The 20,214-nt window shown below is 64.7% G+C and carries 15 protein-coding genes; 5 read left to right on the top strand and 10 right to left on the bottom strand.

Annotated elements, in window-relative coordinates; genetic code table 11:
• The first annotated feature begins 3 nt into the window (after positions 1-3).
• The 5 genes from exbD to OSC50_RS25245 all read left to right on the top strand — a co-directional run bounded on the left by exbD (position 4) and on the right by OSC50_RS25245 (position 5,846).
• Positions 4-429 carry a TonB system transport protein ExbD gene (gene exbD, locus OSC50_RS25265; RefSeq protein ID WP_017526806.1) on the top strand — a complete coding sequence of 142 codons (426 nt, stop codon included), beginning with the start codon at positions 4-6 and terminating at the stop codon, positions 427-429.
• Complete coding sequence (locus tag OSC50_RS25260; protein WP_034101489.1) at positions 426-1,178, top strand: TonB family protein; 753 nt, start codon at positions 426-428, stop codon at positions 1,176-1,178. Before exbD ends, OSC50_RS25260 begins: the two co-directional genes overlap by 4 nt.
• Before the next feature lie 142 nt (positions 1,179-1,320).
• Complete coding sequence (locus OSC50_RS25255) at positions 1,321-2,244, top strand: hydrogen peroxide-inducible genes activator (RefSeq protein ID WP_181076254.1); 924 nt, start codon at positions 1,321-1,323, stop codon at positions 2,242-2,244.
• An 8-nt stretch (positions 2,245-2,252) separates the two neighbouring features.
• On the top strand, positions 2,253-4,328 hold the full coding sequence (recG, locus tag OSC50_RS25250) for an ATP-dependent DNA helicase RecG (protein WP_266245073.1): 2,076 nt from the start codon (positions 2,253-2,255) through the stop codon (positions 4,326-4,328).
• 117 nt (positions 4,329-4,445) lie between these two features.
• Positions 4,446-5,846 carry an aminoacyl-tRNA deacylase and HDOD domain-containing protein gene (locus OSC50_RS25245; protein ID WP_181076251.1) on the top strand — a complete coding sequence of 467 codons (1,401 nt, stop codon included), beginning with the start codon at positions 4,446-4,448 and terminating at the stop codon, positions 5,844-5,846.
• A 115-nt stretch (positions 5,847-5,961) separates the two neighbouring features.
• Here OSC50_RS25245 and OSC50_RS25240 read toward each other — a convergent pair whose 3' ends face one another.
• The 10 genes from OSC50_RS25240 to OSC50_RS25195 all read right to left on the bottom strand — a co-directional run bounded on the left by OSC50_RS25240 (position 5,962) and on the right by OSC50_RS25195 (position 20,211).
• On the bottom strand, positions 5,962-6,336 hold the full coding sequence (locus tag OSC50_RS25240) for a hypothetical protein (protein WP_003195530.1): 375 nt from the start codon (positions 6,334-6,336) through the stop codon (positions 5,962-5,964).
• Positions 6,337-6,460: 124 nt separating this feature from the next.
• Positions 6,461-7,384, bottom strand: coding sequence for a type VI secretion system-associated lipoprotein TagQ (gene tagQ, locus OSC50_RS25235; protein ID WP_181076249.1), 924 nt, complete (start codon positions 7,382-7,384; stop codon positions 6,461-6,463).
• Between the two features lie 84 nt (positions 7,385-7,468).
• The gene (locus tag OSC50_RS25230; RefSeq protein ID WP_181076247.1) at positions 7,469-9,181 is read right to left on the bottom strand and encodes a formylglycine-generating enzyme family protein; all 1,713 of its coding nucleotides are present in this window, start codon (positions 9,179-9,181) and stop codon (positions 7,469-7,471) included.
• Entirely contained in the window at positions 9,174-10,358 is a 1,185-nt protein-coding gene (locus OSC50_RS25225; RefSeq protein ID WP_253509794.1) for an ABC transporter permease family protein, read from the bottom strand. Before OSC50_RS25225 ends, OSC50_RS25230 begins: the two co-directional genes overlap by 8 nt.
• Positions 10,358-11,062 (bottom strand): ABC transporter ATP-binding protein, encoded by a 705-nt coding sequence (locus OSC50_RS25220; RefSeq protein ID WP_181076575.1) that lies wholly within the window; start codon positions 11,060-11,062, stop codon positions 10,358-10,360. The genes OSC50_RS25225 and OSC50_RS25220 overlap by 1 nt, the downstream gene beginning before the upstream one ends.
• The gene (locus OSC50_RS25215) at positions 11,062-14,058 is read right to left on the bottom strand and encodes a serine/threonine-protein kinase (RefSeq protein ID WP_253509795.1); all 2,997 of its coding nucleotides are present in this window, start codon (positions 14,056-14,058) and stop codon (positions 11,062-11,064) included. The genes OSC50_RS25220 and OSC50_RS25215 overlap by 1 nt, the downstream gene beginning before the upstream one ends.
• Positions 14,055-14,774: a PP2C family protein-serine/threonine phosphatase gene (locus OSC50_RS25210; protein ID WP_181076242.1), complete on the bottom strand. Its 720-nt coding sequence runs from the start codon at positions 14,772-14,774 to the stop codon at positions 14,055-14,057. The genes OSC50_RS25215 and OSC50_RS25210 overlap by 4 nt, the downstream gene beginning before the upstream one ends.
• Complete coding sequence (tagF, locus tag OSC50_RS25205; RefSeq protein ID WP_266245093.1) at positions 14,775-15,428, bottom strand: type VI secretion system-associated protein TagF; 654 nt, start codon at positions 15,426-15,428, stop codon at positions 14,775-14,777.
• Positions 15,425-18,925: a type VI secretion system membrane subunit TssM gene (gene tssM, locus OSC50_RS25200; protein ID WP_253509796.1), complete on the bottom strand. Its 3,501-nt coding sequence runs from the start codon at positions 18,923-18,925 to the stop codon at positions 15,425-15,427. Before tssM ends, tagF begins: the two co-directional genes overlap by 4 nt.
• Complete coding sequence (locus OSC50_RS25195) at positions 18,922-20,211, bottom strand: DotU family type VI secretion system protein (RefSeq protein WP_181076237.1); 1,290 nt, start codon at positions 20,209-20,211, stop codon at positions 18,922-18,924. Before OSC50_RS25195 ends, tssM begins: the two co-directional genes overlap by 4 nt.
• Positions 20,212-20,214 lie beyond the last annotated feature (3 nt).

Raw genomic sequence — 20,214 nt, 5'->3', positions numbered from 1 at the left:
GCCATGGGCCTGCATTTGAATCAAGGCGACGACGAACTCGTCGAGAACCACGAAATCAACGTCACGCCGTTTATCGACGTGATGCTGGTGCTGCTGATCATCTTCATGGTGGCCGCACCGCTGGCAACTGTGGACATCAAGGTCGACCTGCCCGCCTCCAGCGCCAAACCGGCGCCACGCCCGGAAAAGCCGATCTTCCTCAGCGTCAAGGCGGATCAACGCCTGTTCCTGGGTGAAGAAGAAGTCAAGACCGAAACCCTGGGCCCGGTGCTCGACGCCAAGACCCAAGGCAAGAAAGACACGACGATCTTCTTCCAGGCTGACAAAGGCGTGGACTACGGCGATCTGATGAGCGTGATGGATGCCCTGCGCGCGGCCGGCTACCTCAAGGTTGGCCTGGTTGGACTTGAGACGGCAGCCAAGAAATGATCACGACGCGCCACAAACTGACGCGTTATGGCACCAGCCTCGCCGTCGTGCTGGGCGTGCATGCCATCGCGATTGCCATCGCACTCCATTGGTCGGCGCCGCGTACGGTGCAATTGCCGCCGGCGGCCATGGTCATCGACCTGGCGCCTGCGCCTGCGCCACCACCACCGCCGGCCCCGCCGAAGGTGGTGACGCCGCCGCAACCGCCCGCGCCGGTGGAAGAGTTGCCGCTGCCGAAAATGGCCGAGGCGCCCAAGCCGACGATCCAGGTGCCCAAGCCGGTCAAGCCCAAGCCCAAACCCCAGCCGCCCAAGCCGGTGGAAAAAAAGCCCGAGCCGCCCAAGGAGAAACCGTCCGAGGAGCCGCCGAGCGATACGCCGCCGACCCAGGCGCCACCGCAGAAATCGGCACAGCCTGCTCCGGGGCCGTCGCCGCAACAGCTCGCGGCCAAGGCGTCCTGGGAAGGCACTTTGCTGGCGCACTTGCAGAAGTACAAGAAGTACCCGCCAGGCGCGCAGGCACGTGGCAAGGAAGGCTTGAACCGCCTGAAGTTCGTGGTCGACGCTGAAGGCAATGTGCTGTCGTACGAGTTGGTGGGGCTCTCCGGCAACGCCGACCTGGACCGCGCCACCCTGGACATGATCCGTCGTGCCCAGCCGCTGCCCAAACCGCCGGCCGATATGGTCAAGAGCGGCAGCATCGAGATCGTTGCACCGTTCGTGTACAACATCGAAAAGCGTCGTCGCTGAACATGAGCATGGCGAGGGGTAACCCTCGCCACTTTCAGGAAAATCCTCGGCACTTCCCACTCAATCCCTTACAAACTTCTGATAACGTGCGTCTATCGATTGCAGCCGGTATGCTTGGCTCGCAACCTCATGGACGCCCGCTATGACTCTTACAGAATTACGCTACATCGTGACCCTCGCCCAAGAGCAACACTTTGGCCATGCGGCCGAGCGCTGCCATGTCAGCCAGCCGACGCTGTCGGTGGGCGTGAAAAAGCTTGAAGACGAACTCGGTGTGCTGATTTTCGAGCGCAGCAAGAGCGCCGTGCGCCTCACGCCAGTAGGCGAAGGTATCGTCGCCCAGGCCCAGAAGGTGCTGGAACAGGCGCAAAGCATTCGCGAGCTGGCCCAGGCCGGCAAGAACCAGCTCACCGCGCCGCTCAAGGTCGGGGCCATCTACACCGTCGGCCCGTACCTGTTCCCGCACCTGATCCCGCAACTGCACCGCGTCGCGCCGCAGATGCCGTTGTATATCGAAGAAAACTTCACCCACGTACTGCGCGACAAACTGCGCAACGGCGAGCTGGACGCAATCATCATCGCCCTGCCGTTCAACGAAGCGGATGTGCTCACCCTGCAGCTCTACGACGAGCCGTTCCAGGTGCTGATGCCCGCTTCCCACCCGTGGACCAAAAAAGCCACCATCGACGCCGCTCTGCTCAACGACAAGAGCCTGCTGCTGCTCGGCGAAGGCCACTGTTTCCGCGACCAGGTGCTGGAAGCCTGCCCGACCCTCACCAAAGGCAACGACGGCGCCAAGCACACCACGGTGGAATCCAGCTCCCTGGAAACCATTCGCCACATGGTCGCTTCGGGCCTGGGCATCTCGATCCTGCCGTTGTCGGCGGTGGACAGTCATCATTACGCCCCTGGCGTGATCGAAGTGCGCCCACTGACGCCACCGGTGCCGTTCCGTACCGTGGCGATCGCCTGGCGCGCCAGTTTCCCACGGCCCAAGGCGATTGAGATCCTCGCCGACTCGGTCCGCCTGTGCTCGGTGGCCAAGCCGCCTGCCGCCGCGAGCTGATCCGTCGTATGACTGAGCTGTCGCAGGTGCCGGTGACGGCACTCAAGGGTGTCGGGGACGCCATGGCCGAGAAGTTGGCCAAGGTCGGCCTGGAGAACCTTCAGGACGTACTGTTCCACCTGCCCCTGCGTTATCAGGACCGCACTCGCGTGGTGCCCATCGGCCAGCTTCGCCCTGGGCAGGACGCGGTGGTCGAAGGTACGGTCAGCGGCGCCGACGTGGTGATGGGCAAGCGCCGCAGCCTGGTGGTGCGCCTGCAGGATGGTACCGGCGGCCTTAGCCTGCGCTTCTACCATTTCAGCAATGCACAGAAAGAAGGCCTTAAACGCGGTACTCGCGTGCGCTGTTACGGCGAAGCCCGCCCCGGCGCCTCGGGCCTGGAAATCTACCACCCGGAATACCGTGCAATCACCGGCGACGAACCGCCGCCGGTAGACACCACCCTCACTCCGATCTACCCGCTCACCGAAGGCCTGACTCAACAACGCCTGCGCCAATTGTGCATGCAGACGCTGACGATGCTCGGCCCGACCAGCCTGCCGGACTGGCTGCCCCTGGAGCTGGCCCGCGACTATCAACTGGCGCCGCTGGCCGATGCGATTCGCTACCTGCATCACCCGCCCGCCGACGCCGACGTGGACGAGCTGGCCCTGGGTCATCATTGGGCCCAGCATCGCCTGGCCTTCGAAGAGCTGCTGACCCACCAACTGTCCCAGCAACGCCTGCGCGAAAGCATGCGCTCGCTGCGGGCGCCGGCAATGCCCAAGGCCACGCGCCTGCCCGCGCAATACCTGGCCAACCTCGGATTTGCGCCGACCGGCGCCCAGCAGCGCGTGGGCAACGAAATCGCCTACGACCTCAGTCAGCAGGAACCCATGCTGCGCCTGATCCAGGGCGACGTCGGCGCAGGCAAGACCGTGGTCGCCGCCCTCGCCGCGCTGCAGGCGCTGGAAGCCGGTTACCAGGTGGCGCTGATGGCGCCTACCGAGATTCTCGCCGAACAGCACTTCATCACTTTCAAGCGCTGGCTGGAGCCGCTGGGCCTGGAAGTCGCCTGGCTGGCCGGCAAGCTCAAGGGCAAGAACCGCGCCGCCGCGCTGGAGCAGATCGCCGCTGGCACACCGATGGTGGTGGGCACCCACGCACTGTTCCAGGACGAAGTGCAGTTCAAGAACCTGGCCCTGGTGATCATCGACGAACAACACCGCTTCGGCGTGCAACAGCGTCTGGCCCTGCGCCAGAAAGGCGTGGGCGGGCGCATGAGCCCGCACCAACTGATCATGACCGCCACGCCGATCCCGCGCACCCTGGCGATGAGCGCCTACGCCGACCTCGACACCTCGATCCTCGATGAACTGCCGCCCGGCCGCACGCCGGTCAACACCGTGCTGGTCACCGACACGCGGCGGGTCGAGGTGATCGAACGCGTGCGTGGTGCCTGCGCCGAAGGCCGCCAGGCCTATTGGGTCTGCACCCTGATCGAAGAGTCCGAGGAACTGACCTGTCAGGCCGCCGAGACTACCTATGAAGACCTCACCAGCGCCCTGGGCGAGCTCAAGGTCGGGCTGATCCATGGCCGTATGAAACCGGCGGAAAAAGCGGCGGTGATGGCCGAATTCAAGGCCGGCAACCTGCAACTGCTGGTCGCCACCACGGTGATCGAGGTTGGCGTGGACGTGCCCAATGCCAGCCTGATGATCATCGAGAACCCCGAACGCCTGGGCCTGGCGCAGTTGCACCAGCTGCGCGGGCGCGTGGGCCGAGGCAGCGCCGCCAGCCACTGCGTGCTGCTGTACCACCCGCCGCTGTCGCAGATCGGCCGCCAGCGCCTGGGCATCATGCGCGAAACCAACGACGGTTTTGTGATTGCCGAAAAAGACCTCGAACTGCGCGGCCCCGGTGAAATGCTCGGCACCCGCCAGACCGGCCTGCTGCAATTCAAGGTGGCCGATCTGATGCGTGACGCCGACCTGCTGCCCGCCGTGCGCGATGCCGCCCAAGCCCTGCTGGAACGCTGGCCGGATCACGTCAGCCCGTTGCTGGACCGCTGGCTGCGACACGGCCAGCAATACGGCCAGGTTTAACGCTGTCGAAGGAAAAACCGTCGCGGATCACCAACCTGGTCACAAACAGCACTTATCCGACCAACACTTGTACCAAGCTGGTTATACTTCGATGACTGTACGAAATTGGATCAGGCCATGTCAGAAGTTGCCCATGCCACAGCCCCACTGACCGCTCCGCCGGTCATTCGGGACCTGCTCGCCAAGCTAGCCGTCAGCTACACGGAAGTCGCCGAACAACCGGGCCTGAATCCTGCGCAAAAGGTCCAGGCCGTGCTGCTCGAAGATGCGGTGGGCGCATTGATGGTGCTGTTCCCGCAGAGCCAGTTACTGGACCTCAACCGCCTCGCCGAACTCACCGGCCGTCGCCTCACCGCCGTGGCGCCGGAGCGCGTCAAGCGCATGCTGGATAAACACAACCTGAGCCTGCTGCCAGGCCTGCCGCCGCTCACCAGTTCGCCCTGTCTGTATGAAGGCAGCCTGCTCAATCAACCGAGCCTGCTGGTGCATTCGGGCGAAGCCGGGCTGTTGCTGCAAATCGACACCGCAGCCTTCAAGACCCTGCTCACCAAGGCCAGCGCCGCGCAGTTCGGCGAGCCATTGAGCAATATTCGCCCGAACCTCGACCGCCCCAATGATGACCGCGAGGAAATCACCCAGGCGATGCAGGCCTTCACTGCGCGCCGTATCCAGCAACGCCTGGAAGCAACCATCGAGATTCCGCCGCTGGCCGACACCGCGCAGAAGATCATCAAGCTGCGGGTCGACCCCAACGCGACCATCGACGACATCACCGGCGTAGTGGAAACCGACCCCGCCCTCGCGGCGCAAGTGGTGAGCTGGGCCGCGTCGCCGTACTACGCGTCGCCGGGCAAGATCCGCTCCGTGGAAGACGCTATCGTGCGCGTGTTGGGTTTCGATCTGGTGATCAACCTGGCGCTCGGCCTGGCCCTGGGCAAAACCCTGAGCCTGCCCAAGGACAACCCACACCAGGCCACGCCGTACTGGCATCAATCGATCTACACCGCCGCCGTGATCGAAGGCCTGACCCGCGCCATGCCAAGGGCGCAGCGCCCTGAAGCCGGCCTGACTTACCTGGCCGGCTTGCTGCACAACTTCGGCTATCTGCTGCTGGCCCACGTATTCCCGCCGCACTTCTCGCTGATCTGTCGGCATCTGGAAGTCAATCCGCACCTGTGCCACAGCTATGTGGAACAGCACCTGCTGGGCATCAGCCGCGAGCAGATCGGCGCCTGGCTGATGCGCTACTGGGACATGCCGGACGAACTGTCCACGGCCCTGCGTTTCCAGCATGACCCGACCTACGACGGCAACTACGCCGAGTACCCGAACCTGGTGTGCCTGGCCGTGTGCCTGCTGCGCAGCCGGGGGATCGGTTCCGGGCCGGACGAAACCATCCCGGATGCGCTGCTTGAGCGTCTGGGCTTGAGCCGGGACAAAGCTGACGAAGTGGTGGGTAAAGTACTGGACGCCGAAGTCTTGCTGCGCGAATTGGCCTCGCAATTCACTCAGGCTTGAATGTGGCGCCTGTCATATAGCAATCGGGGGCAAGCCCCCTCCCACATAGGAATGCATTCCAAATGTGGGAGGGGGCTTGCCCCCGATGAATCCAACTCGGCCTAGCTGAAAAGCCCTACTTCTTTTTCTTCGGCTTCAAGTACTTGGTCAAGCCCTGGAACCAGATCACCAGCGCCGGGTTGCCCTTGATCTGGATCGACTTGTCCTGAATCCCCGTCATGAACGCCAGTTGCTTGTTCTTCGCCTGCATCGTGGCGAAGCCGTAGGCGGCATCTTTAAAGGCAATGGCAAACGCCGGCGCCGGGTGAACACCCGAACGGCTGGTGATGCGCTGGTCTTTAACAATGAAGTGACGGGCAACCTTGCCGTCGAGGGTCTGCAACTGAAACGCCAGGTCTTTGTCACCCAGCTGTTGCTGAAAGGCAGGGTTGGTGCGGCTGGCTTTGCCCATCATCAGGCCCAGCACCCACAACAGAAGACGAAATTTCATGCACACGGCCTCGGTGTAATTATTGAATGGCCGCAGCAGTGTAGCGATTTGCCGGAAGAACGCCACCGATCTCACGCTTTAGCGGGAGATCGGCTGGCGTTTAACGCTTATAGCAACATGTTACTTAAACGTTAGGGCAAGGCACCGGCGCCCAGTCGGCCAGGTTTGGATCGCGGCAGGTGCCTTCGATCTGTGCCTTACCGGCGTTGGCGACCTGCTTGCTTTCAGCTTGCTTGGTCTGCGCGGTCTGCAGGGTTTTCTCGGTCGCGACGGCTTCTTTCGGCACCACCGGCAATACCGGTTTCTTGGCCGGTTTGACAGCCTTCTTGCCCTTGGTCGGAGCAACGACCGGGGTGGTATCGGCGGTGGCCACCGTCACCACGTCGTTGCGCTGCACGCCCACCTGTTGCAGGTCTTTCTCGTAGGCCTGGGTGTAGTTGTTCAGGTCTTCAGCAGCTTTGCCGTTGACTGCCACGATCAGGTCGTTGGATTCCTTCAGGCCGGCGACGATTTCCGCCAGGCGCTTGCGGCCTTCGGTGTCGTTGACGGTCTTGGCCTTGCGGTCCGCGACGAGCTTGGTGAACGCGCTCTGGTAGCACTGCTGCGAAGCTTTGGCGTAGGCGGTGCTGCGGTCGATGTCGGACGCGCTCTTGTTGACGTCAGCCGCGTAGGACGCAATGCGCTGGTTGTCGTCGGCAATCTGCTTCTGACGCTCGGTGTAGTAACCCGCCGCGCCGCCGGCCAGGGCACCGCCGGCAGCGCCGATGGCCGCGTTACGGCCACGTTTTTCCTTGTCACCGCTCAACACGCCGAGCAGTGCACCGCCGGCGGCACCGATGGCCGCGCCGGTCACAACCGACTTGGTCATGTCCGAATCGGTCGCACGCAGGTGCTGCACCGGCTCGTAGCAGCTTGGGTAATACTCGACCTTGGTGCTGGACGCGACCTTGGAGGCTGGCGACGTGGCGCAACCTGTCAGCACGGTGCTGAAACCGGCTGCGATCAGCAGCAGGTGACGCTTGGAAACCGCCTTACGGGAAAAAAGCATAAGTTGTGTTCTCTTCTAAGTTTGACTTGCCCAGCACGGCCCATGCCGCCTGAGTCCCTTCCAAGCTCGCCATACAGCCAACGATCAAGACCGCTGACCGCTCGCTGCGAGCAATTCCTTCAAGATCGTTGCCGGGTCGGCCCGCTGTTGCTTGCGGTAGTTGCCGACATGGCGAACGAACAGTGTTGCGCGCGTCACCAGGCTCTTACCGAGCACCGGCTTGCGATCCAACTCTTCCTTGATCCTTTGAAACTGCGCCTGGATCACCGCATCGGTATAGCGCGTGCCGGTGGCCAGGTTGTCAATATAGATCGCCACTGCGCCATCGAGCGCGCTGCGGCCGTTATCGATGGCGGTGGCGAACAGCTGCGCACTGGCGTCGTCCTTGGCGTCGACGGCCTGCTGACGACTCTTCTGCAGGTTCATCAAACGAATGTTGTAGTTACTGATGGTCTCGGCCACCAGGGCTGCCGACTGGATCAGATTACCCGCCGCCTCTTCGCGTTGCTGGGCGATCAGCGACACGTTGCGCTTGAGCTCCTCGTTGACCAGCCCCAATTCGGCTTGCAACTTGGGGTCGACGCTGGCGGCGATGATGCTGTCCAGGCGCTTGGTCGGGTCCTGAGCGTCGTCGATGGCGTCGGTCAGCGAAGCCAGGCGGCCTTCTTTCTGCCACTGCGCAAACAGCTCCTTGTAGCGCGAACGCGGCGCCGACAGTGCGCCAATCGCCACGCGGAAACCGGTGGTCTCGTTGCTTTGCTCGGTGCCATCGGCGGCGAACAACGGATACTCGCGGCGCATGCCGGTGAACAACGTGCCCTCGCCTTCCAGGTAGTTGCCGCCCTTGACCACAAACCCGCCGTAGGTGCCCTGGCGGCGCCCGGCGTGGACCAGCTGGAAGGATTCCTGGACCATTTCCGCAGCGTTGCCAATCACATCGAACATGCCGATCGGGTTGGGCAACTTGGTGCCGATGGGCATCAACCGCGCCGCCTGGCCGGTACCGCCGGCCACTTGGTTGAAGACGGCGTAGTCGCCCAGCGGGCCGTCACTGTCGCTGCCTTCGGCGCGGCGCGGGAACAGGCGGCCTTCCAGGTCCTGCCGGCTCACGGCCTGGGCGCCACGGGCGGCAAATTCCCACTCCACTTCGGTGGGCAGGCGCACAAATCCTACACCGCCATCATCCTCGGACGAACCGCGACCACTGACCGGCAGCGCATCGCGGTGATATTTGAGCAGCCAGGCGCTGTAGACCGCCGAGAACCGTTCGGCCTCGAACCTCGATAACTTCACCTTGGGCAAACGCGCGGCCATGCCGGTCGGCGCATCACAGGCCGGAGCCGGTTCGCCGCTGGCCAGGGATTGCGCCTGGGCCATCACCTGGGCGTACTGGCGCGCCGTCACTTCGTACTTGCCGATGAAGTACAGCATCGGCTTGAGCGGCGTCTTGGCGTCGGTCTTGGGCATCAACGGCGTGATGACCTTGCTCCAGTCCTTGGGCAGGTCCTTGAGGGTGAACTGACCGTTGATAAAGTCGCGACGGTAGCCGGAAATAAACGACTGTTGATAACCCGCTTCGCCTTCACTGAACGGATAGCCAAGGCTGATCTCGCGGTCGTCCAGAGTGCCTTGGGCCAGCACATAGGCGTACCGGAAGACCATATTGCCTTCGCACGGCAGCGGCAGGCTCACGTCATCCGGCAACGGTTTGGGGTTGTCGAGTTTGTCGCTGGCTTCATCGGCCCAGGCCAGCGAGGCCAGGCTCAGCGCCACACAGGCGCCCAATAACTTATACATCTCTGATCCCTTCAGAAGCCTGGATACGCGCCACGCGCCAACCGCCACACGCCGCCGCCACGGCGCTGATGCCGAGCACGGCAACCAGGGCCAGGCCATAGTGATGCGCCAGCAGGTGGCTGGCGTGTTCGCCCGGCACCTGCACGAATAATTGATTCAACCCCGCCTCGGCCAGGCCATATAACCCGGCGCTGAGCACGGCGGCAAGGCTTGCGCTGTACAGCGCCTGCAGCACTACAAACAGCAACAGCGCGCCGGTGGAAAAACCCAGCAGGCGCAGCACCGACAACTCCCGTCGCTTGCGCGCGACAGCGGCCAGGGCGCCGGCAAAGATCGCCGCAAACGCCCCGGCCAAGGCCAACCCGGCGATGATCCAGAACACGATGGACAGGTTACGACTCAGAGATTGCACCTGAGCAATGTTCAATGCCTGGGTCGACACCAGCATGTTCTGTCTGGCAAAAAACACCCTTAACGGTTCCACGTCGTTGAGGCTACGCGCATACAAACGAAACGCCGGGTAGACGCGCTGCTCATTCGTGCCCACGGCCTCGCCCTCCCATCCCAGCGCCGGCACCGCACGGCCGTCGCGATAATCTTCCGCCGCCTCGAGCAGGCCCAGCCCGGCGAACAATCCGTCGCGGGCAAACGCCTCCAGGGGCAACACCGCCAGCACCTGCAGCCGTGTATGGCGGGCCTCGACACGCCCGGCCATTTGCCGCGCGAAACTGGTCTCCAGCCAGTCACCGGGCCGCGCCGCAAGTTTCTCGGCGGCGGTGTGGCTCAGGACGATCTGCTCCAGCCCCTGAGGCACCGGCAAGCCGCCGAGCAGGGGATCGCCCGGCGCGGTCGGCAGCATCTCCAGCACCAAAGTGCCCACCTGCGCCGTCGCCGCAATCTGCCGCGTACGCGGGATGGCGAACGCCACGTCCGGCCGTTGACCCAGTTGCTCGATAAACGTGCTGCTGAATCGACCACCGCCCAGCGGAATAATTTCACGGGTGGCCGGGTCCGTCTCCAAACGTTGGGTCAAACTGCTGACCAGTCCGAATTTCAGGCCGAACAACACCAGCAACGGCGCGATCACCGCCACCAGCGCCAGCACCGAGCAGGCCGACAGCCAGGTGTCGTTGCGGTAGTCCTGCCAGGCGAGCGACGCCACCAAAGGAAAGCGCATCAGCCGGCCTCCCCCAGCGTCGCCGTGACGCCGCCGTCGCTGTCGCGCCGGCAACGAATACGCCGCACCTGCAAGCCACTGGCGCGCGCCAGGGGCTCATCGTGGGTGGCGATCACACAGGCGGCACGGTGTTCGCGGGCCTGGGCCAGCAACGCTTGCATGACCCGCTCGGCATTCAGCGGGTCGAGAGACGCCGTGGGCTCATCCGCCAATACCAGTTGCGGCGCGTGGGCCAGGGCCCGGGCGCAACTGACGCGCTGGCGCTGGCCCACCGACAATGCCGAGGGTTTCTTGGCCAACTGATCGCTGATCTCCAAGTGTTCGGCCAGGCGCGCCACGCTGCCGTCGTCCTTCAGGCCGAGCAGTTGGCGGGACAACGCGATATTGCCGCGCACATCCAGGAACCCCAGCAGCCCACCGGTCTGCAGCACATAACCCAGGTGCTGACTGCGCAACCGGGCCAGGGCCGATTGCTGATCGGCGCGCCACAACCCGGCGATATCCTGCTGATTGAACTCAAACCGGCCCACCTGATCCGGCGCCAGCACCAGTGCGAGCAGGTCCAGCAAGGTGCTTTTGCCGCAGCCGCTGGGCCCGACAATCGCCACTTGCTCGCCCGCGCGCAGGTGCAGTGCCGGAATCACCAGGCTGTAGCGCTGGCTGCCGGCGCCCCGGCTCTTGTGCACCGCGCTCAGGTTCAGCATCACGGCAGCGTCGACAATGGCACGCGGTACAACGCATCACCCGGCTCGGCATCGCCAAAGCGGACCCAGTTGGCCACGTCGTTGTGGAAGGTTTCGTAGAGGCGGATTTTCGAATCCAGCTCGTCGATGAAGTCTTCCTGCTCGGCCACGCTCAATGACAACCACAAATCCTGGGTCATGTTCAGCGACTTGCTGCGGTACGGCAGGCCTTCCAGGTATTCGCCGAGGATGCCGCCGTCGGCCAGATTGCCGCCCTTGCGCAGGGCCTGCGGGTCGCGGCTCATATAAGCCGACGCACTGGCGATTTCCTGGAAGAAGTCCTTGGGCGAGGTCTGGGTTTTGCGCGCCGCGTCGACGATCAGTTTCAGCGATTGCTGCAGGTCGTTGAGCTGCAGTTTGGTCAGCATCACGCACACCTGGAACGCCGGCAGCGCCGGGTTGGTCAGGTCGCGGTCGGCGGTCCAGGCGCTGACCAGTTGCGGCGCCTGGCTCGCGGTTTTGCGGCCGAGAAAGTCCATGTGCATCGCATAACCGACCGCCGCGGATTTGTCCGCCAGGCTCGGCGCGGCGCTGAGTGTCGGCACCGCTTGCGGCGTATTGCTGCGCACTTGGTGCACGAGGTTGGCGAACACCGTGCCGATCTCATCCACACGCTCGCCCAGCTTGCGCACATCGCCGCCGGGCACCGGTGTGTAAAGGTCGCCGATCTGTGGGTTGGCGTCGGCGGTAAGGATGCGGTACTGGCTTTCGGCGCCGGCGTGGGTTTTCTTGCCGGCGTCGGTGCGCAGGTGCAGGGCGTAGATTTTGATCTGCTTGCCCAACGCGGCCTGGCGCACTTCGGCTTCGTTCATCTGGGTGGCGGCGAACGGGTCGTTCTTGCGCAGCGCGCCGGCGTCGGTTACCAACAGGATGATGCGGCCACCGTAGCCGGACCAGTCCATGCCTTCGACCGCCTGCATCACCCCGGCAAACGCGTCCTCGTTGAACGAATGGCTGGAAACCGTCGAGGCCTTGACCTGGCGCGCCATGTCGAGAAAACGCTGCGGGTCGCGGCCCTGGTCGAGGGTGATCAAGGTCTTGGCCACGTATTCCAGGCCGGGCGTTTTCTTGATGCTGTTGCGAAAACCCACCAGCCCGAAGCTGACGCTGTCCAGCTCGCCGCGTTCGGCGATACGGGTTTGCAGTTCGTGCACCACGTCGCGGACCTGGTCGATATAGGGCTGCATCGACACGGTGGTGTCCACCACCAGTACCACGGCGGTGCGAAATGCATCGGCGTTGGCGTTGAGCACCGGCGTCGACGGCTTGGCCACCGGGCTGTTGCCTGGGTCGATGGAGGCCACGTTAAGCAACTGCACCGGCTGGCCGTTTTCGTCGAAACTCTCTTTGGAATCGAAGATCGGCAGCAGGTAGAACTGGTTCTGCGGCACGGCGCTGGCGGACGGTTCCAGGGCCAGCACCTGGCCGTTGTCTTCGCGGTTTTTCTGCGCCTTGACCAGCACGCCTTTGGCGGCGGCGGGGTCGGCGAGCAACTTCTCGACTTCGCCGGATTGACGCAGGAACATCACCGGCGCACGGCCCGAGCGTTCGGTGAACTTGAGCACCAGGCTCTGCTTCCAGTCGCTGACCTGGGCAGCCGGTAACCACCCGTCGCTGCGACCATCGGTGGCGGCGCCGACGCGCACCCACGGTTGGCCGTCGATGTCTTTACGCTGGTACACGTAGAGCACGGAGAACGCCGGCAGCGTTTTGCCCGGTGCACCGCCGGCATCGCTGGAGAGTTTCGCGCCAGGCTTGCTCAGCACGCGCTGGAACAGGGTTTTCTTGCCCGCCATCAGCAACGGGCGGCCGCCGCCGTCCGCTTCGGCCACTGCCGGTTTCGCCTCTGGCGGCGCGGTCGGCGTCGCTGGCGGTTTCGGCAGGCTGGCGGTGGGCGCGGCCGCTGGCGTATCGCTGCGACTCATCCACCAGTAACTGCCCCCGCCGATGGCCAATGCCACCGCGACCGCCACGGCCGCCAAGGCCAGCACCGGTCCACGCCGCTGCTCGCCGTGCTGGGTTGGCTTGACCACCGGCTGACGCACCGGAGGCGGCGCGGGCTGGGGCTTGTCGGTGGGGATTTCGATGGATTGCGGCGTAATCCCCGCCAGATCGAAACTGAGCGGCAGCGGCGCCGGGCGCACCAGGGTCGCCTCCGGCGAATCGGCCGGCAGTTGATCCAGCGCCAGCAGCAACGCCGCCGCATCCGGGAAGCGATCGGCGGGGTCCTTGGCCAACAGTTTGCGCAACACCGCTTGATAACGGCCGTGGTGCACCGGCAATTCCGGTAACGGTTCGGTCAGGTGCGCCAGGGCGGTGGAGAGCGCGTCGGTGCCGTTATACGGCAACTCGCCCACCAGGATTTCATACAGCACCACGCCCAGGGCGTAGAGGTCGGCGCGCCCGTCGATCTCCTGCCCGCGTGCCTGCTCGGGGCTCATGTAGCTCGGGGTGCCTACGGCGAAACCGGCCTGGGTGAACTGGGTGCGGTCGTCAAGGGATTTGGCGATGCCGAAGTCGGACAACACCGCCGTGCCGTCGGCGCGGAACAGGATGTTCGCCGGCTTGACGTCACGGTGCACCAGGCCCTGGGCATGGGCGTAACCCAACGCCGAGGCGATCTGGCGGATCAACGTCACGCCCTGCTCCGGCGTCATGCCGGCGGCGATGCGCTCCTTGAGCGTGCCGTTGGGCAGGTATTCCATGGCCATGTAGTACAGCTCACCGACATTGCCGATGTCATGGATGGTCACGGTGTGCGGGTGCGAAAGGCGCGCCAGGGTCTTGCCCTCGCGCAGGAAGCGCTCGCAGAAACTCGGGTCGGCCGCCAGGGCCGCCGCCATCACCTTCAACGCCACCTTGCGCTCCAGTGAACGCTGGGTGGCCAGGTACACATTGGCCATGGCGCCTTCGCCGATCTCGCCTTCGATGTCATAACCCGGAATCAGGATGTTCATGCCGATACCTTCACGACAATGGCGGTGATGTTATCCGGCGCGCCTCGGTTGAGGCCCAGATGCACCAGGCTGCGCACGATTTCATCCGGCGCGTCATGGCCCAGCACTTCACGGATCTCATGGTCTTCGACGGTTTTGTTGAGGCCGTCGCTGCACAGCAGGTAAGTGTCGCCGGGGGCGATCAACAAGTCGACCACCGCCAGGTCCAGGTGCGCCTCCACACCTATGGCGCGGGTGACGATGTTGGCGCGCGGGTGCACACGAGCGTCGGCTTCGCTGAGCAAACCGCTGTCTTGCAGGTCCTGCACGTAGCTGTGGTCGCGGGAAATGCCTTCGAGCACGCCGTCGCGCAGGCGATACAGGCGACTGTCGCCGGCCCACAGGCACACGCCGCGCAGGCCACGGGCAGCGAAAACCACCACCGTGCTGCCCATCATGGTCACGCCACGGTTGGCGGTTTCCTCGCGCACGGCGGCGTTGATACGGACCAGGTCGTTGCGCAGCGCCGCCGTGTATTCATCCAGCGAGCGACCCAGCGGCACGTTGCGCAGGCTGTCGACGATCAGGCTGCTGACGTAATCGCCCGCCGCATGCCCGCCCATGCCATCGGCCACCACCCACAGGCGGTTCTCCGGCAGGTCCAGGCACGCATCTTCATTGACCTGCCGCACCATGCCCACATGGCTTTTGCTCGCGGATTTGTACGTCGACCCCATCTACACCACACCTTCTTGTCCGAGCAAAAACTGCGCAAAATCGCTGGCGGCAGGCAGGCCCTGACACCGCAATAAACCAGGAGAAATCTGTTGCGAGCCGCGCCCCCACCACAGGCTGGCGCCTTCGCATGCCTGTTCGGCCAGCGCGGCCAGGCGGCCTTGGGGCTCGGTCGCGACGACGCGCTGCAGACCGGCGAAACGGCCGTCGAGGGCGCGCGGCTCGGCGGTCGGCACACCCAGACGGTCGAGCCCCTCGTTGAAGCCTTCAAAGGTCGCGCCGCTGTCCAGGGTACCCAGCAGCAACGCTTCGACCTGCTCGAACCAGGCGTCCGGCCCGCCCACCAGCGAGGCGGGGTTGGTGTTGTGATCCAGCAGCGCCACCACCGCCAGCGGGAAGTACCGCCCGACCCGGTCGATGCTCGGCATCACCACCCCGGCGGCGGCGTCCGGCCCGCAGACGCCCGGCGCCAGCACAAAACGCCACAGCGGGCTGACCAGGTACGCATTGAGCCAGCCAGCGCCCAGGCTGTTCTGGCTGGCGAGCAACCCCGCCGCCAGCCAGTTGTCCCACGGGCCGATAAAGCTCTGGGGCAAGGCGCGGCTGACGAAATCGCCACGGCTGGCCAATTTGCCGTAGAAGCCCAACGTCGTCATAGCCGCTCCGGCAGGCTGAAGCCGCTGAGCACGCGACTCTTGAACGGGTTGAAGGCACTGTTGGCGCGCAGCTCGTAAGCGATACTCGCGCCATCGACGCGCAGGCGCAGGTTGAAACGGTCCGGTGAGTTGCCGGGGGTCAGGTCCGACTGTTCCAGCAGGCGGAACCAGGCCCACGGGCCGTCGAGGGTTACGCCGGAACGGCCACTGGCCGACGGCGGCATGATGGAGATACGCACCACGCCAATACTGCCGGGGTTCGGCCATTGCATCGCCACCGGACGACTCGGGCCATGGTCGTAGCTCAGTTGCTGGCCGTCCAGGTCGAGCAGGAACTGGGTGATGCTTGGGTCCATCGACACCGGCTTAAGCTCGAAACGCACAATCGGTTGGGTGCCCCCGGAGCGGAAGAACGCATCGCGAATCGTCGCGGCGCGCTGGAAGGTCTGCAGCACGCCCGGCGCGATCCCCAGTTTCTGCGCCGCGCCCGGCTGCCAGCGCCAGGTTTGCGCGGAGGTGTCCACGTAGGGCTGCAGGTATTTGCGGAAATAATTGTCCATCACCCCGCCGACGCCGAAGAACTGGCCGAAATCATCCAGCGTGGCGTCCCGTGCGCTGCCGGGTGACATCGGATAACGCCCCGCCAGCGACTGGCGATACACGTTGACCACTTCGCTGACCCAGGCCGCGTTCAGTTGGTTACGCACCCCGCCCATCATGCTGTTGGTGGTGGAGTTGACCACCGACTTGACCATGCCCTGCACCAGCGGCGGCTGGCGTTCGGCATTCAGGCTGACGCGCGTAGCCGCAGCCGCTGCCTGGTTCTTGGCCTCGCCGAGCAGCGCGTCGCCACTGGCGCCGACCATGGCGCTGACCTGCACATACAGCGCATTCATGTCCGCCAACAGGCCGTCGATGGCCGCCGGCTCGCCTTCATTTTTACTGACGATGCTGTTGAGTTCGGCGAAGTGCGCGGTGACCGGATCGTCCGTCGCCGCCGGCGCGTTGGTTGTGGGTTGCTCCTGACCCAGCAAGCTGCCGAGGCGCTCCTTGAGCTTGTCGACGCCGCCTTCCACCGGCGCGCCTTTGGCCGCCAATTGGCGTTCTTCGGCTTGCAGGTCGGTTTCCTTGGCCACCGCCACCAGCAGCTTTTTCAGCGGCGAGGTCGGCCCGGAAATCACCCGCAGCACATCGGCGGCCTGGGCCACGCTGGTGATCGGCACAAAGTCGATGTCGGCGAGCAAGGCGTCCCATTGGCGCTGGTAGTCCTGGAAATACAGGCGGCGCACATCGGCGGCCAGGCTCACCACGTTCTGCTGATCGGCCTGCTCGCGGCCCAGCACCCACTGTTCTTCGGCCAGCGTGCCGGTCTGGTTCAGGCTGCTCAGCAGGAATGCCTGACGATAACCCTTGGCGGTAAAGAACCCACTCAACGGCTCGCCCAGGGGCTTGCCGCTCTTGCGGCTGAACACCAGCGCGGCATCACGCCCGGCGGCTTCGTTGATGCGAAAGTCCGGGATGCCTTCGGGCAGTTTCTGGCGTTTGACCCGGTCATATACACGCTGCGCCACCGGCAACTGTTGCAGTTGGCGGCGCAGATCGTCGATCAGGCGTGGGTCCAGGCGTGCGTTCGGCGGATGCCGTTCGAACAGGGCCTGCAAATGCCCGGCCAGCGCCTGGCGCTGATCGGCCGGCAGATCCCGTGGCAGGTTGCGGTCCCAGTCCAGGGCGATCCACGCCTTGATGAAATCCGGGTCGTAATGCTCGCTGTCGGCAAGCATCAGGTAAGCCTTGAGGCCTTCGTAGAGGAAGTCGGAGTTGCCGCCGCCGTGCAGTTGCTCCTCGATGCGCGTCACCAGTCGCGGGGCGAATACGGCGATCAACAATTTGCGGTAGACGCTGGCGGACTCGGCTTCGAGCATGTCGCCCTGGTACAACCCCAGGCCCTCGGACCAACTCGGCGAATCCCCCGCCAGGTTTTTCACCGCATTGAGCAGCGGCAGCACCGCGAGCACGTCGCGCTGCGCCGGGCTGAGGTTCTGTACGGTCTGGCCCAGGGGCGCGACCTTCTGGTCGACCTGGGCGATATAGGCCTGGTTGGCGCGATAGCTCACCCACCACAGGCTGCTGACCACGATCACCAAAGCCACGGTGGCCGCGAGTACACCGCGCGCAATCCACTTGCGCCGGCGTTCGACTTTCGGGTTCACACCCACCAGCCCACGCTCGGCAAAGGCCACGGCGGTAAAGAGTTTTTCGATGAAATAACTGCGCCCGGTGCCGCTCTGGCGCGCCAGGTGCTGGCGGTCCAGGTTCATGCTCTGGGCCATGGCGCCGATCAGGCGGTCAATCGGGCTGCCTTCCTGGGTGCCACTGGTGAAGTACACGCCACGCAGCAATACACGCTCTTCAAAGGCGTTGGGTTTAAACACGCCCTCAAGGAAACTCTGCAGGCAATCCTTCAAGGCGCCGAATTGCTGCGCGAAGCCGTAGATCAGGTCGCGCCGCGCCGGGTCGCGCTCTTGTTGCAGACGTTCCACCAGGCGCTCGTTGAGACGCTGTTCGAGTCCGGCGAACTCGCTCTGCAGGTGCGCCAGCGGGCTGTCATTGTTTTTACCGTCGTCCAGGGCAAAGGTCATGCCCCACACCTGGGCGCGCTCTTCCTTGCTCAGGTTGTCGAAGAACTCCATGAAGCCGGGGACCAGATCGAGCTTGGTCAGCATCAGGTAGATCGGAAAGCGCACGCCCAATTGCGTATACAGCTCCTGGATCCGCAGGCGAATCGCCGCCGCGTGGGCGGCGCGCTCGGCGTCGGTGCCGAGCAGCAGATCCGAGAGGCTGATCGCAATGAATGCGCCGTCGATGGGGCGGCGCGAGCGTTGTTTTTTCAGCAGGTCGAGAAAGCCCAGCCACGCAGCTTTATCCACCGTGGAGTTGCTGTCCTGGGTGGTATAGCGACCAGCGGTGTCGAGCAGTACGGCCTGGTCGGTGAACCACCAGTCGCAGTTACGCGTACCGCCGACACCGCGCACCGCACCGGCGCCCAGCTGCGCGGCCAGCGGAAAGTGCAGGCCGGAGTTGACCAGCGCGGTGGTCTTGCCCGAACCCGGCGGGCCGATGATCACGTACCACGGCAGTTCGTAGAGGTTGCGCCGCTCGTCGCCGCCCAGTTTGGCTTTCTTGAGCAGCGTCAGGGCCTCGTCCATGCGCTGGCGCAGGGTGGCGAGTTCTTCGGCGGTGGCCACGCTGTTGGGGTCCACCGGCGTATCCGCCGCCAGGCTGCGCATCACTTCGGCGGCCTGGCGGCGCGCCTGGATAATGCGGAACACGCGGTAGGCGATCCACACCGCGAACATCAGGACGATCAACGCCCAGCGGCGGCCTTCCGGCACCAGCACGTCGAGCAGCGGCCCGACAAACCAGATGATCAGGCTCAGGGCGATCAGGCCCAGCACCGGGATCACCCAGCGAATCATGAAACTGAAAAACGCCTTCACTCGACGCCCTCCGCCAATACGGTGATTTCAACCCGACGATTGCGGGCGCGGCCTTCGGCTGTGCTGTTGGTGGCCAGCGGCTCGGTGTCGCTTCTGCCCTCGGCACTGAAGCGTTCGGCCTGGCCGGTCTTGGCGGCAAGAATCTCCAGCACCGACTTGGCCCGCGCTTCCGACAACGCCCAGTTGGACGGGAAGCGCAGCGTGGCAATCGGACGGTTGTCGCTGTGGCCCGTGACGCGGACCTGGCCCTTGACCTTACGCACGGCGTCGGCAATGCGCAGCATCAACGGCTGGTAGTCATCGACGATGCTGGAGCTGGCGGACGCGAACAACTCGTCGCCACGAATGGTCACCACGGAGCGGTCGACCTTGTCTTCCACCGCGACGCGCCCGGCCTTGATGTCTTCCGCCAGGAAGCCGGCCAGACGCGGCCGCTCAATGACCTTGGGCTGCGCCACCGGACGGTCGATGGCCTGCACCGGGATCTCGCCCAGGGCATGGATATTCTTGAACACCGGTTCGGCCTGCGCCGCCAGCAGCATGCGCAACACGAACAGCAGCGCCAGCAGCAGCGCCAGGCCGATGGCCACGGCGATCCACGGCGGCATGAATTGCGCCAGGCGATCTCGCGCCACGGTCACACCGCGCCAATGCGGCGACAGCTCGCGCTCGTGCTCGCCACGGGCACTGCGAATGGCCGCGGCGGTGCGTTCGCGCAGGGCTTCCAACTGGCTGCGGCCGTCGTTCATCACGCGGTAGCGACCTTCGAAACCCAGGCACATGCACAGGTACAGCAACTCCAGCAGGTACAAGCGTTCCCGTGGGCTTTGCAGACAATGGTCGAGCAGCTGGAAGACTTTTTCACCACCCCAGGCTTCGTTATGCACGGTGATCAACAGGCTCTGCTTGCCCCACTCGCTGGTGCTGCCCCACGGCGTGCTCAACACCGCCTCATCCAGAGCGGTGCACAGCGCGTAGCGCGCCAGCAGCACTTCGTTGCGCGCCACGCCGGCGGCCTCGGCACGCTCTTCGAACTGGCGCAGGTAGGCCAACAGTTGCGCGCGCAGGCTGGCCGGCGCCGGGTGGGCGATGGTGTTGCGCAGCCGCGTCAGCAATGCCAGCAACGGGCCGGCGGCGCTTTCCAGCGGGTTGAGGCCCTGGCTCTTGCCGGTGAGCATCGGCGCGGCCGGCACTGACAAAGGCGCGGGCTCTGCACGCGCGGGTTCCGGCGCACGGCCCCCCGGGCGCGGCATGAACTGGGTGCGGTCGTCATCATTGGGATGCATCGC

The organism is Pseudomonas quebecensis (genome assembly GCF_026410085.1).
Taxonomy (GTDB): Bacteria; Pseudomonadota; Gammaproteobacteria; order Pseudomonadales; family Pseudomonadaceae; genus Aquipseudomonas; species Aquipseudomonas quebecensis.
Note: the sequence above shows the minus strand (reverse complement) of the source record. Positions and strands in the feature narration are given on the sequence as shown.

Bases quoted from the DNA above. Each gene is read 5' to 3' on its own strand.
- exbD (WP_017526806.1), top strand. From the start codon at position 4: ATGGGCCTGCATTTGAATCAAGGCGACGACGAACTCGTCGAGAACCAC.
- OSC50_RS25260 (WP_034101489.1), top strand. From the start codon at position 426: ATGATCACGACGCGCCACAAACTGACGCGTTATGGCACCAGCCTCGCC.
- OSC50_RS25255 (WP_181076254.1), top strand. From the start codon at position 1,321: ATGACTCTTACAGAATTACGCTACATCGTGACCCTCGCCCAAGAGCAA.
- recG (WP_266245073.1), top strand. From the start codon at position 2,253: ATGACTGAGCTGTCGCAGGTGCCGGTGACGGCACTCAAGGGTGTCGGG.
- OSC50_RS25245 (WP_181076251.1), top strand. From the start codon at position 4,446: ATGTCAGAAGTTGCCCATGCCACAGCCCCACTGACCGCTCCGCCGGTC.
- OSC50_RS25240 (WP_003195530.1), bottom strand. From the start codon at position 6,336: ATGAAATTTCGTCTTCTGTTGTGGGTGCTGGGCCTGATGATGGGCAAA.
- tagQ (WP_181076249.1), bottom strand. From the start codon at position 7,384: ATGCTTTTTTCCCGTAAGGCGGTTTCCAAGCGTCACCTGCTGCTGATC.
- OSC50_RS25230 (WP_181076247.1), bottom strand. From the start codon at position 9,181: ATGTATAAGTTATTGGGCGCCTGTGTGGCGCTGAGCCTGGCCTCGCTG.
- OSC50_RS25225 (WP_253509794.1), bottom strand. From the start codon at position 10,358: ATGCGCTTTCCTTTGGTGGCGTCGCTCGCCTGGCAGGACTACCGCAAC.
- OSC50_RS25220 (WP_181076575.1), bottom strand. From the start codon at position 11,062: ATGCTGAACCTGAGCGCGGTGCACAAGAGCCGGGGCGCCGGCAGCCAG.
- OSC50_RS25215 (WP_253509795.1), bottom strand. From the start codon at position 14,058: ATGAACATCCTGATTCCGGGTTATGACATCGAAGGCGAGATCGGCGAA.
- OSC50_RS25210 (WP_181076242.1), bottom strand. From the start codon at position 14,774: ATGGGGTCGACGTACAAATCCGCGAGCAAAAGCCATGTGGGCATGGTG.
- tagF (WP_266245093.1), bottom strand. From the start codon at position 15,428: ATGACGACGTTGGGCTTCTACGGCAAATTGGCCAGCCGTGGCGATTTC.
- OSC50_RS25195 (WP_181076237.1), bottom strand. From the start codon at position 20,211: ATGCATCCCAATGATGACGACCGCACCCAGTTCATGCCGCGCCCGGGG.